We start from the raw sequence: 14,439 nt of genomic DNA, 5'->3' as shown, positions 1-14,439 counted from the left end.
GGCCGGAACCTTCGGGCACCTCCGGTAGTTTCTACAGTGCTGTAGAAATTCAGACGGCGTCCTCAGACGGCCGGGCGCGAGGCGCACCGGCCGCCGATCCGAACACCAGGAGAACCGCATGGCCCTGTGGGACCGCATCAAGGAATCCGCCTCGACGATGCAGACCCAGCTCGTCGCGAAGAAGAACGACCTCAAGAGCGGCGCCTTCCGCGACGCGAGCATGGCCATGTGCGCCCTGGTGGCCGCCGCCGACGGCACCATCGACCCCAGTGAGCGCCGCCGCGTCGCCCAGCTCATCGCGGGCAACGAGGTCCTCCAGAACTTCCCGGCCGACGACCTGCGCCGCCGCTTCGAGCAGAACCTCGACAAGCTGACCGCCGACTTCGACTTCGGGAAGGTCAGCGTCCTCCAGGAGATCGCCAAGGCCAAGAAGAAGCCCGCCGAGGCCCGCGCGGTCATCCAGATCGGCATCGTCATCGGCGGCGCCGACGGCGACTTCGACCCGACCGAGCGCGCCGTGGTCCGCGAGGCGTGCTTCACGCTCGACCTCGCCCCCCACGAGTTCGACCTCTAGGTCCCACGATCGTCCGGCCCTCGCCCCCCGGGGGCCGGACTCCGTCCCAAGTGGTTTGCCGCGCGCGCGAGTTGGCTACTGTTTCGGCTGACCGAACAGCCGAAGGGGAGGGGCGGGCGTGCCCGGCGACAGCGGCCGTGTCGACACCGGCACCGCGCACGCGGCGCGGATCTACGACTACCTCCTGGGCGGCACCGACCACTACCCGCCGGACCGGGAGGCGGGCGACGCGATGTGCCGGGAGTGGCCCGCGCTCCCCGTCCACATGCGGGCCAACCGCGACTGGCTGAACCGGGCGGTGCGCCGGCTGGCCCGCCAGGCGGGGGTCCGCCAGTTCCTCGACATCGGCAGCGGGCTGCCGACCTCGCCGAACAGTCACGAGATCGCCCAGGCCGAGGCCCCGGAGTCCCGGGTCGTGTACGTCGACAACGACCCGCTGGTCCGCTCCCTCTCCCAGGGGCTCCTGAACGGCTCCCCCGCGGGCCTGACCGCCTACGTCGAGGCGGATCTGCGCGACCCCGCGGCCGTGCTCGGCTCCCCCGCGCTCCTGGAGACCCTCGACCTCGGCGCTCCGGTCGCCCTCACCGTCGTCGCGATCGTGCACTTCCTGCTCGACGAGGACGACGCGGTCGGCGCCGTACGCCGGCTCCTCGAACCGCTGCCCTCCGGCAGCTACCTGGCCATGTCCGTGGGCACGGCCGACTTCGCGCCCGTCGAGGTGGGGCGGGTGGCCGCCGCGTACGCGGACCGCGGGATGCCGATGCGGTTGCGCACGCGGGCCGAGACCGCGGAGTTCTTCACGGGCCTCGACCTGCTACCGCCGGGCATCGTCCAGGTCCACAGGTGGCATCCGGAGCCCGGCTCGGGGACGGCCGTCAGGGACGAGGACATCGCCATGTACGGGGCGGTGGCGCGCAAGCCGTAGGGGCCTTCAGCGGCTGCGGGAGATCATTACGATGCGGGAGCAACAACTCACGGCATGTGGCCGGTCACTTGACGACCGGTGGTCACACGCGATTGGCTCCGGCCCAGCGAGAGTCACCCGTTCGGCGTACCGTCGGTCGGCCACTCGGGGGGCGCCTTCTCGCCGTTCTCCTGTTCGGCCGCACAGCGAGGTGCCGCACCCTCATGAAGACTCCACCCCCCTCCGCCCGACCCCGCAGACCCGTGCCCGCCGTGGCGCTGGCCGTGGTCGCCTGCCTCTTCGCGGCGGGCTGCTCCTCGGGCGGTGACGGCCCGGACGCGGGCGAGGACGCCGCGGGCCGCGCGGGCACCGGCAAGCTCCGGATCGCCATGGTCACCCACGGCGGCAAGGGCGACGCCTTCTGGGACCGGGTGAAGAGGGGCGCGCAGGACGCGGCCGCCAAGGACGGCATCGACCTGACGTACACCAGCGACCCCGACCCGACCGGGCAGGCCGAACTGGTGCGGGACGCCGTCCGCGACAAGGTCGACGGCATCGCGCTCACCCTCGCCAAACCGCAGGCGATGAAGATCCCGGTCGCGCAGGCGAAGGCCGCCGACATCCCGGTGGTCGGCCTCAACTCCGGTATCGACGCCTGGCGTCCCTCCGGGCTCCTCGAGTACTTCGGCCAGGACGAGAGCGTCGCCGGGCGCGCCGTCGGCGACAAACTCGACTCCCTCCAGGCCAAGCACGCGCTCTGTGTGATCCACGAGCGCGGCAACGTCGCCCTGGAGGCCCGCTGCGCGGGCGTCAAGAAGACGTTCGCCGGGCAGACCGAGATGCTCTATGTCGAGGGAACCGACCAGAAGTCGGTGGCCGCCGCCGTCACCGCCAAGCTGCGCCAGGACCCCACCATCGACGAAGTCGTCGCCAACGGGGCCCAGTTCGCGCTGACCGCGGTCAAGTCCGTGAAGGCGGCGGGCAGCAGGGCCCATGTCGCGACCTTCGACCTCAACGACGACCTGGTCAAGGCCGTGCGCGGCGGCGACGTGCAGTTCGCCGTGGACCAACAGCCCTATCTCCAGGGCTATCTGGCGGTCGACGCGCTCTGGCTCTACCGGACCAACGGCAATGTCAGCGGCGGCGGTGTCCCCCCGGTGCTCACCGGCCCGGCGTTCGTGACGAAGTCCAACGCGGCGGCCGTCGCCGGTTACGCGGCCGGCGGCACCCGCTGACCGGCGGGCCCGCCGTGCCGGGGACGGTTCGCGCGCGTGCGCCCTTCCGGCACACCCGTACGGATAGCATCCTGAGCGTCCCCCGCACCTCCACCGCCCGCACTCCCCGCCCGTCCCCGACAGCCCACCCTCCCTTCCCCGCCTCGCAGATCGCCTAGGACCACGATGTCTCCACGGACAGGTGCCCGGCGCCGTCTCGGCTCCATACGTCTCTCGCTGATCCTTCTGGCCCTGGTGCCCAGCGTCACCCTCGCCGCCATGTGGGGTGTCACCACCACGCAGATGTTCACCGAGGGGCTCCGGCTGCGCAGCCAGACCGAGTTGAGCCGGTCGACCGGCGCCATGGGCACCGAGGCGACCCTCGCGCTGCAACGCGAACGCAGCTTCTCCGCGATCTGGCTGACCGACCCCAAGGGGAACCGGGCCGAACTCGACAAGCAGCGCGCGATCACCGACCGGGCCGTCGCCAAGCTGGTGCGCCAGTCCGACGCGATCCAGAAGGCGCCCGCGCGCATCTCGGACCGGCTGTACTCGGTGCTCGGCTCGGTGGGCAGCCTGGAGTACTACCGCGGCCAGGTGGACGACCCCACGGACATCACCGCCGCGCAGGCCCTCGACCAGTACGGCTCGATCATCGACGACCAGATCCACGCCTTCCAGGAGCTGTCCCAGGTCGACGACGGCGACCTCACCTCGCAGGCGGGCCCGCTGGTCGCCCTCGAACACGCGGCCGAACTGGTCTCCCAGGAGGACGCGCGGCTCACCCTGGCGTGGCCGTCAGGGCACCTCGACTCCAAGGCCTGGTCCGCCTTCACCCAGGTGGTGGACACCCGGCGCTGGCTGGTGAAGGACCAGATCGTGCCGTCGCTGCGCGGCAGCGCGAAGACCGAGACCGAGAAGATCCTGCAGAGCCCCGAGTGGCAGAGCCTCAACGCCATCGAGGACCAGGTGCTCGCGGCCCGGCCCGCCGGCGGCGACAAGGTCGCGCTGCCCGACCGGCAGAAGGAGTGGCGGGCCGCCCTGGAGAAGGTCGCCGACCAGTACGGGCGGCTGATCCAGCGGCAGACATCCGGGCTCCTCGACCGCAGCGCCGACAACGCGCGCGGCCTGCTGCTGACCGCGGCCTCGCTGAGCGCGGGCGGCCTGGTCGCGCTGCTGGTCTGCGTGGGCATGTCCTGGCGGATCACCCGCTCGCTGTCCCGGCGCCTCACCGGTCTGCGGGAGGCCACCCTGAGCCTCGCCGAGGAGCGGCTGCCCGACGTGGTGGCCCGCCTCGACCGGGGCGAGACCGTCGACGTCGACCTCGCGACCCCGCCCCTCGACTACGGCGGCGACGAACTCGGGCAGGTGGCGCGGGCGTTCAACAAGGCGCAGCGCACGGCCGTGCACACCGCCGTCGAACTCGCCGACACCCGGCGCGGATTCCAGAAGATCATCCTCGGGATCGCCCGGCAGAGCCAGAACCTGGTCAACCTCCAGCTCACCAAGCTCGACACCCTGGAGCGCCAGCACACCGACCCGGACGTCCTCAAGGGCCTGTACGAACTCGACTCCACCGCCAGCCAGTTGCGCCGCTACGAGGAGAACCTGGTCATCATCAGCGGTGAGCAGCCGCGGCGCAGCTGGCGGGAGCCGGTCGCGCTGGTGGACATCCTGCGCGGCGCGGTCGGCGAGGTCGCCCAGTACCAGCGGGTGGAGGTGCACACCGACGAGGACGTGTCCCTGGCACCGCCCGCGGTGGCCGACGTGATCCACCTGCTGGCCGAGCTGATCGACAACGCGACGGCGTACTCGCCGGCCCCCAGCCCGGTCGGGGTGCGGGCGGCGACCGTCGCCAAGGGGCTCGCGATCGAGATCGAGGACCGCGGGCTCGGCATGTCCGAGGAGGACTACGCCTCCATGAACGCCCAGTTGGCGGTGGCACCGCAGTTCGACGTGGTGGCGCTCGCCGACGACCTGCGGCTCGGCATGTTCGTCGTCGCGCAGCTCGCCACCCGGCACGGGATCGCCGTCACGCTGCGGCCCTCGCCGTTCGGCGGGACGTCGGCGATCGTGCTGCTCCCGCACGACATCGTCGTCCGGGAGGCCCCCGAACCGCCCGCCGAGGCGGGGCCAGGACCGGAGCGGGGCAGCACGGCGGACGCCGGCACCGCGCCCGCGCCGCAACCGGCGCCCGCCACCCCCGCTCCCTCGCCCGCTCCCTCCCCCGCCCCCGCTCCCTCGCCCGCCCGCGGCGCGCTCGTACCGCCCGCCCCGCCCGCGGGCGGGGCACCGCCGCGGCTGCCGCGCCGGGTGCCGCAGACCAGCCTCGCCGCCGAGCTGCGCGAGGAGGCCCCCGCCCACCAGGGCACTTCCACCGAGGAGTTCACCGCGGAGCGGGCCGCCGCCTCGCTCGGCGGGTTCCAGCGCGGCACCTTCCAGGCCCGCGACGAGGACACCGAACCGGAGCCGGGCACCCCGGTGACACCCGCGGGCACCCCCGTGACCTCGACTCCGCCCGCCGATCGCTGACGAAGGACACCGCCATGACACGCCCCATACCCGCCACGCACACCCAGCTCGACCAGCTGCTGACCGGCCTCGTGGACCGGGTCGCCGAGGTCAACCACGCCGTCGTGCTCTCCGAGGACGGCCTGGTCGTCTCCAAGTCGACCGGCTTCCTGCGCGACGACGCCGAGCGGCTCGCGGCGACCGCGTCCGGTCTGATGAGCCTGAGCAAGGGCGTCAGCATGGACTTCCGCGGTGGTCCGGTGCGCCAGGCGCTGATCGAGATGGCGCACAGCTATCTGATCCTGGCGTCGGCGGGACCCGGCGCCCATCTGGTGGTGCTCACCAGCCAGGGCGCCGACGTCGGCGTGGTGGCGTACCAGATGAACATGCTGGTGAAGAAGATCGGCGAGCATCTGAGCGCGGCGCCGCGGGCGGGCGCCGGACCCGCCGCCGAGCCCGGCGCGTGAGGTGAACGGCGGTGACACGGCGGGCCGCCTGGTGCGGCCCTTCGCCCTGACCGGCGGACGGACCAGGCCGAGCCGTGCCGACTTCACGCTGATCACGACGGTGACCGCGGTCGACCCGCCGCCCGCGTGGGCCGCCCGCCCGCAGCCCGAGCAGCAGCGCATCCTGCGCCGGTGCGCCGAGCCGATCGCGGTGGCCGAGCTGGCCGCGCTGCTCGACCTGCCGGTGAGCGTGGTCGTGATCATGCTCTGCGATCTGCTGGAGGCCGGCCGGATCACCGCACGTCCGCCGCACCCCGTCTCCCGCACCCCGGATCTGGACCTGTTGCAGAAAGTGAGGGACGGCCTTGGCCGGCTCTGAGATCGCCGCACCGACCGCGCCGGACACGGTCAAGATCCTGATCGCCGGAGGCTTCGGCGTCGGCAAGACCACGATGGTCGGCTCGGTCAGCGAGATCGCGCCGCTGCGCACCGAGGAGCCGCTGACCACGGCGGGCCTGGGCGTGGACGACCTGGAGGGCATCGAGGAGAAACGTGCCACCACGGTGGCGCTCGACTTCGGCCGGATCACCGTGAGCCGGGAGCTGGTGCTGTACCTGTTCGGCACGCCGGGACAGCAGCGGTTCTGGTTCATGTGGAACGACCTCGCCGTCGGCGCGCTCGGTGCGGTCGTCCTGATCGATGTGCGGCGCCCGGAGTCCAGCTTCGCCGCCATCGACTTCTTCGAGCGCCGGGGCATCCCGTTCGTGGTGGGCGTCAACGGCTTCCACGGCGCGCATCCCTACCCGCCCGCCGAGATCCGCGAGGCGCTGGCGCTGCCCGAGCACGTCCAGGTGATGCTGTGCGACGCCCGGGACCGGGAGTCGTGCCGTGACGTGCTGATCGCGCTGATCGACCAGTTGATCACCAAGGCGCTCCGGGCGAACGGGACGGGACGGCTCGCGCGCCCCGCGCAGTGAGCCGCCGGGGGCGCCGGGAGGCGGAGGGGCGGGAGGGGCGGAGGGGCTTAGGGGCCGGGGGCCAAGGGCCAAGGGCCAGGGGGCAGGGGGGGCCGAGGGGGCGATAGGGCGGCGGCGCCGGGGGCGTTTCCTCGGGCGGTCAGAATCGGCCAAGACCGTTCCACTGATTGACGTGTACGCGTCGCGCTCCTACTTTCTGACCGGTCCACCGAACTCTGTTCGGTATTTCGGCAGTTCCCGGTTCGGCCGATCCGACCTGTTTCCCCCTCCGTCCTCCCTTCCTTCCTCACGCACCCGCGCGTGCACCCCTTGGAGAAGAATGATGACAGGCCCCCTCCCCGGTCCCCCGCCCGGCTCCCGCCCGTCCCGCCGCTCCTTCCTCGGTCTGGCCGCCACCGTGCCGCTCGCCGCCACCGGCGCCCTCGCGCTCGGTGCCGGGACCGCGCACGCGGCCGACGCGGCCTATGTGATGGGCTACTTCACCGAGTCGCCCGACATGCTCGCCGCCGACTACGGCCTGCACCTGGCCGTCAGCACCGACGGGCTCCAGTGGACCCCGCTCAACCAGAACGCCCCGGTCGCCACCCCCACGGCGGGCTCGCTCGGACTGCGCGACCCGTTCATCCTGCGCAAGCAGGACGGCACCTTCGTGGTCCTCGCCACCGACCTCAAGGGCACCGACTGGAGCTACGTCAGCCAGTACATCCACGTCTGGGACTCGGCCGACCTGCGCACCTTCACCGGCTACCGGCGGATGAGGCTGCACGACATGAACACCCACAGCTGGGCGCCCGAGGCGTACTGGGACGCGGGCCGGCGGCAGTACGGCGTGATCTACTCGGCCGTCAACTCAAGCGGCCACAACGTGATCATGGTCAACTACACCACCGACTTCGCCACCGCGAGCGCCCCGCAGGTCTTCTTCGACCCTGGGTACGACGTCATCGACGGCGACCTCGCGGTCGGGGTGGGCGGCGTCAACTACCTCTACTTCAAGAAGAACTCGACGCTGGTCGGCGCCCGCTCCAGCTCCCTCGAACCGGGCAGCTTCACCGAGTTCAGCACCGCCGTCGCCCACGGCGGCACCGAGGCGCCGACCCTGGTCAAGTCCCTCGCCGCAAACGGCGTCTGGTACCTCTGGGGTGACACCTGGTCGCCGAACGGCGTCTTCTACGCCTGGCAGACCAGCTCACTCGCGGCCGGCACCTGGACCGCGCTCGACCAGCGGACCTACACCCAGCCGCTCAACTCCAAGCACCTCACGATCCATCCGATCACCTCGGCCGAGTACACCAACCTGATCGCCAAGTGGGGCACCCCGGCCTGGAACCGGCTCAAGTCCTACAACTACCCGGCCCGTTACGTGCGGCACTCCGACTACACGGCCCGCATCGACCCGTACGCCTTCGACCCGTACCCGGACTCGCAGTGGAAGCTGGTGCCGGGCCTCGCCGACAGCACCGGCGTCTCCTTCCAGTCCGTCAACTACCCGACCAGGTACCTGCGGCACTACGACTACGCGCTGCGGCTCGACGTCAACGACGGCACCTCGGTGTTCGCCGCCGACGCCACCTTCCGGCGCACCGCCGGTCTCGCCGACTCCGCCTGGGCGTCGTTCCGTTCGTACAACAACCCGACCCGGTACATCCGGCACTCCGATTACGTGCTGCGGATCGACCCGGTCTCCACCGCCACCGAGCAGCAGGACGCGACCTTCTCCGTCGGGTACTGACCGCTCACAGGGCGGCCAGCACCGGCAGCAGCTCGCTCGCGGTGGTCACGTCCGCCGTGAGCGGGCGGTCGTCGGTGCCGTGCGGCAGCACCGCGGCGACCACGGTGAGCGCCGGCAGCTCGACCGGTACCGGACGCATCCGCAACGCCCGCGCGGCGCTGACCAGTTCGCAGGCGAGGACGGTGGCGTAGGCGTCGGCCGCACGCAGCGCCTGCCGGGCGGCCTGCCCGGCGAAGCTGGCCGCCTCCTCCAGACCGTGCGAGAGGACGGCGTGCCCGGCCGAGGCGGGCGCGGTGCTCGCGCGCAGCTCGGCGAGGGCCGAGTGGGCGGTGTACTCCAGGATCATCGTGCCCGAGCTGCTCGCCGGTCCCCCGGTCAGGAAGGCGTTCAGACCGGTGAGTTCGGAGCGGCCGAGCGCGATCAGCCGGGCGGCGGAGAGCTGCGCGGTCTGGAGAACGGCGAGGTTCAGTCCGTCGAGGGCGAGCCCGAGGGGCGCCGCGAAGAACCCGCCGTGGTGGTGCGCGGTGCCCGCCTCCGGGTCCATGAGGGGGTTCTCCGAGGGGCAGTTGATCTCCACCTCGACGATCCGGCGCAGTGACCACGCCGCCTCCAGGGCGCAGCCGTGCACCTGCGGGAAGGCCCGGAAGCCGTACGGGTCCTGGATGCGACGGCTCCGGGGCGCCGCGTCGGCGAGCAGCCGCCGTATCTCGGCCGCCGCGTGGGCCGCGCCCTGGTAGGGGCGCAGGGCGTGCACCGGGGCCGCGTACGCCTCGAGGGAGCCGGAGACGGCGGCCAGGGAGAGCGCGGCGACGACATGGGTGGCGCGCAGCAGGGTGTCCAGGGTGTGCGCGGCGAGCGCGGCCTGTCCGAGGGCGAGGGCGTTGCTGCTCAGCAGGGCGAGCGCGTCGCCCGGCCCGAGGGTGACGGGGGCGGGCAGTCCGTTCCCGGGTTCGCCGAGCCAGGGGCGTTCGCCGATCAGGGTGAGGCCGGTCTGGGCGAGCGCGGTGAGGTCGCCGGTGCCGACGCCGCCGTACTCGTTGACCGCGGGGTGCACGCCCAGGCGCAGGGCCTCGGTGAGGGCGGTGACGAAGGAGGGGTGGATGCCGGAGCCGCCGGCGAGGAGCTGGTTGGCGCGGACGGCGAGCATCGCGCGTATCTCGCGGGCCGGGAGCAGGGCGCCCGCGCCGCCCGCGTGGCTGCGCAGCAGGCGCAGGCCGTGTCCGGCCTCGTCGGCGGGGTCGACCGGTACCGAGCGGTGGGCGCCGACGCCGGTGCCGCGTCCGTAGAGGCGGCCCGCGGCGGCGAGCCGTTCGGCGGTGCGCCAGGAGCGGCGGGCCCGTTCGAGGGCCTCGGGGGCGGGTTCGGGGCTCGCGGTGCCGTCGGCCATCCGGGCCAGGGTGGTGAGGTCGAGCGTCGTCCCGTCGAGCGGGACGCGGGCGACGCGGGTGCCCCCGGGTGCCGGGGGCACCCGCGTCGGTCCGTCTGCGGTGGCGTCGGCGCCGCCGATGCCGTCAGTTCCGTTCAACTGGGCCCGTCAGACCAGTCCGACCGACTTCAGCCAGGTCTTGGCGACGTCGAGCGGGTCCTTGTTGTCGGCCTGCACCTGGGTGTCCAGGCTGAGCAGGGTCTTGGTGTCGAGCTTGGCGGAGACGGCGTTGAGCGCGTCGACGGCGTTCTGCGGCAGACCGCCCTTGTAGACGAGCGGCTGGACGTTGGCGAAGCCGAAGAGGTTCTCCGAGTCCTGGAGGACGACGAACTTCTCCTTCTCGATCGCCGGGTCGGTGGTGAAGATGTCCGCGGCCTGCACGGTGTTCTTCTTCAGCGCCGCCTGGGTGAGCGGGCCGCCCGCGTCGAGCGCCTTGAAGGACTTGAACTCGATGCCGTACACCGACTTCAGGCCGACCAGGCCCTGCTGGCGGGTCTGGAACTCCGGCGAGCCGCCGATGACCAGGTCCTTCGCGACGTTCTTGAGGTCCGCGATGGTGGACTCGGACGTCAGGTTGTACTTCGCGGCGGTGGCCGCGTTGACGGTGACGGAGTCCTTGTCCTGCGCCGACGCCGGGTCGAGCAGCGTCAGCTTGGAGTCCAGCTTGGCCTCGATGGCGGCGGTGGTGGCCTCGACCGTCTTCGGCGCCGCCTTGGCGTCGAGGTAGGCGAGCAGCGCGCCGTTGTACTCGGGCAGCACGGTGATCGAGCCGTTCTTCAGCAGGCCGTAGGTGGTCTCACGGCTGCCGATGTTCGGCTTGTAGGTGACCTTGACGCCCTTGGCCTTGAGAGCTTCGCCGTAGATGTCGGCGATCAGGATGCTCTCGGCGAAGTTGTTGGAGCCGACGACCACGGTCTTGCCGTCCGACTTGCCCTCGTTGAGCGGGTCGGACTTGCCGTCGTCGGACGAGGAGGAACATCCCGCCAGCAGGGCCGTCGTCGCGGCGAGCGCGACGGCGACCGCGGGGTTCATCTTGAAGGACGTGCTGCGAGGGGAGTTGGAAGTCACGATTCCCGTTCCGGACTGTGGGGATTGGGCGGAAGCAAGCTCTGCATACTGATCCAATCCAGCCAGTTCTTACCGAGTCAAGGGGCTCCTGGTCACCAAGTGGTCTCAATGAGTTGCCGTTTGTGAAGGAAAGGCGAACATACCCGGGCGGAACCGAAGGCGCTTTGTAACGGATTCTTGACGTAGGGCGACGCCCTTGATCGTTCCAGGAGGCGGTAGTCTCACCGCAGTTGGCGTCGGCCACAGCTGTGTGCGGGGGACTCTTCCGTTTCCTCCCCCACCGCATTCCTCGATCAGGTATCGATCAGAATCAGTCACGCGCACCGTCGCGCGCGACGAGATCCCCCACGAAGGAGGCCCGGTGTCCACGAACGAGGTGGACGCGACCCCGCGACAGGCCCCGCCTCCCAAGGCCGGCCTGCGGGGCATCGCCGACCGGTGGCCGTTCAGGCGCAAGCTCAACCTGCTCGTCGGCATCCCGCTCGCGGTGGTCGCCGTCCTGCTGGCCTATCTGGTCGTCGACCAGGTCAGCCAGTCGAACGACGCCTCGGAGGCGGCCCGCACGGTGCGCGACAGCGCCCAGGTCGCCACCCTGGTGGACCGGGTGGAGGCCGAGCACCAGCAGGCGATCCTGCTCTCCGTGCGCCACGAGGCCGTCGGCGCCGGCGCCAAGCCCTCGCTGACCGGCTACCGGGCCGCCCAGAGCGCCGTCGACCAGCAGGTCGAGAAGGTGCGGGACACCTTCGGCGACAACCTTCCGGCCACCGAGGCGCAGGCGCTGCGCGAGGTCAACGGCCTCACCAGCCTGCGCGAGACGATCGAGCAGGGCTATCTGCCCGCCGACAACATCGACCCGGCGTACACCAACGCCGCCAAGGGCCTGATCGACGGCCTCGGCCTCGACCGCAACAAGGCCCTCGCCGACACCTTCACCGGCAACCTGCTCGACTCGCTGCTGCGCGCCGACGCCGCCCACAGCTCCTTCGAGACCAGCGTGTTCTCGGCGCGCACCGGTGACACCAACGCGCTCATCGAGTTCAACAACGCGGTCGGCGCCTACGAGTTGTTCACCCACCAGGCGGAGCGGTTCGCGCGGTTCGCCTCCGAGGAGCAGACCGACCGGCTCAACGAGATCGAGCACAACGCGGCGCAGGCCACGATCGTCCAGCACTACGCCGAACTCCAGCTCGACCCGAGCGGGTTGCAGGCGCAGACCCCGGCCCAGATCAGCCGGGCCCTCTCGGAGGCGCTCTCCTCCTACCCGGAGTACCGCAAGCAGTCCGAGACCCGGCTGAAGATCACCGCCGCCCTGATCGGCCAGATCGCCGACCGCGCCGAGGAGGCGTCGAGCGAGGCCAGCCTCCGCGCCGGCCTGCTGCTCAGCATCGGTCTGATCGGGTTCGCCGCGTGGATCGCGTTCTCCGTGGTGGTGCGCCGCTCGGTGGTCCGCCCGGTGATGGCCCTGACCGGCGCCGCCCAGGAGGTCGCCGAGGTGGCCGGACGGGAACTGGCCCGGGTCGCCGACGACGACACCGGCGACGACAGCCCGCCCAAGCTGCGGGAGATGCCGTTCACCGCCGACGACGAGATCGGTGAACTCGCCGAGGTCTTCAACCGGGTGCAGACGACCGCCATCGCCCTGCTGGAGCGTCAGGTCCTCAGCCGCCGCAACACCGCCGAGATGTTCGGCAACGTCGGCCGCCGCGTCAGCAACCTGACGACGCGTCAACTCGCGCTGATCGACGCCGTGGAGCGCGGCGAGACGGACCCCGCGCTGCTCGAACGCCTCTACTCCATCGACCACATCGCGGTCCGGCTGCGGCGCAACGCGGACTCCCTGATGCTGCTGGCCGGCATCCGCGAGACCGTCCTCGACTCGGGGCCGACCGAGCTGACGAACGTCGTGCGGGCCGCGCTCGGCCAGATCGAGGGCTTCCAGCGGGTGCAGTTGCAGGCCCGCACCGAGGCCATGGTGGAGCCGGACATCATCGGTGACCTCACCCTGATGGTGGCCGAACTCCTGGAGAACGCCGTGGCGTTCTCGCCGGCCGGCAGCCCCGTCGAGGTCGCCGTGCGCAACAACGAGGACGGCGCCTCCATCGTCGTCGCCGACCACGGCCTGGGCATGAGCGCCGAGCGGCTCGCCGAGGAGAACGCCCGGCTGATCCGCCGCGAGCGCCTCGACCTGGTGCCGACGAAGGTGCTCGGCCTCTTCGTGGTCGGCACCCTGGCCCGCCGCTGGGACGTCGACGTCGCGCTCTCCCGCACCCCGGGCGGTGGTGTGACCGCCGAGATCATCGTGCCGTCGAGCCTGCTGCTGACGATGAGCCCGGTCGCCACCGGCGCCCTGGCCTCCGGCGCCGATCGCGGCCACGGGAACGGCCACGGCTCCGCCGGGCAGTACGGCACCGGGCCCGCGCCCGACCGGCACAACGGGCACACCAGCCACACCGGCCACGGCAGCCACAGCAGCCACAGCAGCCACGAGGAGTACGGCTCCCGCGGCGCCGGGTACAACGGCGTCGACCGCGCCGGTGCCGGCGACACCGGTGCCGGGCACGGCGGATACCAGCCGCCCGCCGTCGAACGCCCCGCCCACGGCGGGCCGGGCGGCCACGACGGAGCCGTCGGCAGGCCAGCCCCCGCCGTCTCGGGACCGCGCCCCTCGCCCGGTCAGGACCGCGGCCTGCCGGGCGACCCGTGGCCCGACACCCTCCCCCGCCGGGTCCCTCGCCGCGACGACGCGCAGCCGCCCGCCCGGTCCGAGGAGACGCCGTTCATCCCCAAGGCCCGCACCGAGGCGACGCCCGAGGAGCCGACGCTGTCCGTACCACCGCCAGGCGACGGCACCCGCCCGTTGCGCCGCCGTGTCCGCGGAGCCACCCTCCGCACCACCCTCGACGACGACCAGCTGTCGTCCCGGCAGGCCGCCAAACCCGCCGACGCGGAAGCCGTCCGTGACGCCCTCGACGAGTTCGAGGCGGCCGTGGAACGCGCCAACCGCGACAGCGCGGGCGCGGCCCCGCCCGTGACCCCCCGCAGCACCACCGACCAGCACCACCAGAACGACCTCCCGGAAGGAGCGGAGCAGTGAGTACGTCGACAGGTGACACTCCGACGGGAGGCGTCACGCCGACCGATCTCCAGGCCGCCGCAGCCGACTTCACCTGGTTGCTCAACCGGTTCGCCAACGAGACCGCGGGCGTCGTCGACGCCATCGCGGTCTCCTCGGACGGACTGCTCATCGCCGTCTCGGAGCTGCGTGAACGCGCGCACTCCGAGCGGCTGGCCGCGATCGTGTCCGGCATCACCAGCCTGGCCGCCGGCGCCTCGGGCAACTACGGCCTCGGCCGGCTGAACAAGGTCATCATCGACCTGGAGGGCGGACACGTCCTGGTCTCCGCGATCGGCAGCGGCGCCGTCCTCGGCGTCGTCGCCGACAAGGAGGCCAAGCTCGGCAACATCGCCTACGAGATGACGCTGTTCGCCAACCGGGCCGGCTCCGCGCTCAGCCCGCAGCTCGTCCTCGAACTGAAGAACAACGTCGGCGTCCCGCAGACCGGCTGACCGGTCACCCACCGGTCAGG

At 71.9% G+C, this 14,439-nt stretch carries 12 protein-coding genes; 10 read left to right on the top strand and 2 right to left on the bottom strand.

All coding sequences use genetic code 11. From position 1 onward, the window contains the following. The first annotated feature begins 118 nt into the window (after positions 1–118). The 8 genes from DDJ31_RS29945 (at position 119) to DDJ31_RS29910 (ending at position 8,358) form a co-directional block, all read left to right on the top strand. Positions 119–574 carry a tellurite resistance TerB family protein gene (locus tag DDJ31_RS29945; protein WP_127177282.1) on the top strand — a complete coding sequence of 152 codons (456 nt, stop codon included), beginning with the start codon at positions 119–121 and terminating at the stop codon, positions 572–574. 118 nt (positions 575–692) lie between these two features. Next, positions 693–1,499, top strand: a complete 807-nt coding sequence (locus DDJ31_RS29940; protein ID WP_127177283.1) for an SAM-dependent methyltransferase — start codon at positions 693–695, stop codon at positions 1,497–1,499. A 203-nt stretch (positions 1,500–1,702) separates the two neighbouring features. Further along, complete coding sequence (locus DDJ31_RS29935) at positions 1,703–2,713, top strand: substrate-binding domain-containing protein (protein ID WP_127177284.1); 1,011 nt, start codon at positions 1,703–1,705, stop codon at positions 2,711–2,713. Positions 2,714–2,878: 165 nt separating this feature from the next. Beyond that, the gene (locus DDJ31_RS29930) at positions 2,879–5,224 is read left to right on the top strand and encodes a sensor histidine kinase (RefSeq protein ID WP_127177285.1); all 2,346 of its coding nucleotides are present in this window, start codon (positions 2,879–2,881) and stop codon (positions 5,222–5,224) included. Positions 5,225–5,238: 14 nt separating this feature from the next. Next, positions 5,239–5,670, top strand: coding sequence for a roadblock/LC7 domain-containing protein (locus DDJ31_RS29925; RefSeq protein WP_127177286.1), 432 nt, complete (start codon positions 5,239–5,241; stop codon positions 5,668–5,670). 1 nt (position 5,671) lies between these two features. Next, positions 5,672–6,028, top strand: a complete 357-nt coding sequence (locus DDJ31_RS29920) for a DUF742 domain-containing protein (RefSeq protein WP_127177287.1) — start codon at positions 5,672–5,674, stop codon at positions 6,026–6,028. Beyond that, positions 6,015–6,626 (top strand): GTP-binding protein, encoded by a 612-nt coding sequence (locus DDJ31_RS29915; RefSeq protein WP_127177288.1) that lies wholly within the window; start codon positions 6,015–6,017, stop codon positions 6,624–6,626. The genes DDJ31_RS29920 and DDJ31_RS29915 overlap by 14 nt, the downstream gene beginning before the upstream one ends. A gap of 322 nt (positions 6,627–6,948) precedes the next feature. Further along, positions 6,949–8,358 carry a glycoside hydrolase family 43 protein gene (locus DDJ31_RS29910; RefSeq protein ID WP_127177289.1) on the top strand — a complete coding sequence of 470 codons (1,410 nt, stop codon included), beginning with the start codon at positions 6,949–6,951 and terminating at the stop codon, positions 8,356–8,358. A 4-nt stretch (positions 8,359–8,362) separates the two neighbouring features. Here DDJ31_RS29910 and DDJ31_RS29905 read toward each other — a convergent pair whose 3' ends face one another. Continuing rightward, positions 8,363–9,826, bottom strand: coding sequence for an aromatic amino acid ammonia-lyase (locus tag DDJ31_RS29905; RefSeq protein WP_240678386.1), 1,464 nt, complete (start codon positions 9,824–9,826; stop codon positions 8,363–8,365). A 66-nt stretch (positions 9,827–9,892) separates the two neighbouring features. Further along, complete coding sequence (locus DDJ31_RS29900; RefSeq protein WP_431029155.1) at positions 9,893–10,816, bottom strand: ABC transporter substrate-binding protein; 924 nt, start codon at positions 10,814–10,816, stop codon at positions 9,893–9,895. 397 nt (positions 10,817–11,213) lie between these two features. Between DDJ31_RS29900 and DDJ31_RS29895 the strand changes: the two genes are divergently transcribed. After that, positions 11,214–13,946, top strand: a complete 2,733-nt coding sequence (locus tag DDJ31_RS29895; protein WP_127177291.1) for an ATP-binding protein — start codon at positions 11,214–11,216, stop codon at positions 13,944–13,946. Then, positions 13,943–14,419: a roadblock/LC7 domain-containing protein gene (locus tag DDJ31_RS29890; protein ID WP_093827715.1), complete on the top strand. Its 477-nt coding sequence runs from the start codon at positions 13,943–13,945 to the stop codon at positions 14,417–14,419. Before DDJ31_RS29895 ends, DDJ31_RS29890 begins: the two co-directional genes overlap by 4 nt. Positions 14,420–14,439 lie beyond the last annotated feature (20 nt).

Origin of the sequence: Streptomyces griseoviridis (assembly GCF_005222485.1) — a bacterium.
GTDB lineage: Bacteria > Actinomycetota > Actinomycetes > Streptomycetales > Streptomycetaceae > Streptomyces > Streptomyces hintoniae.
This window is presented reverse-complemented; position numbering and strand designations above follow the sequence as displayed.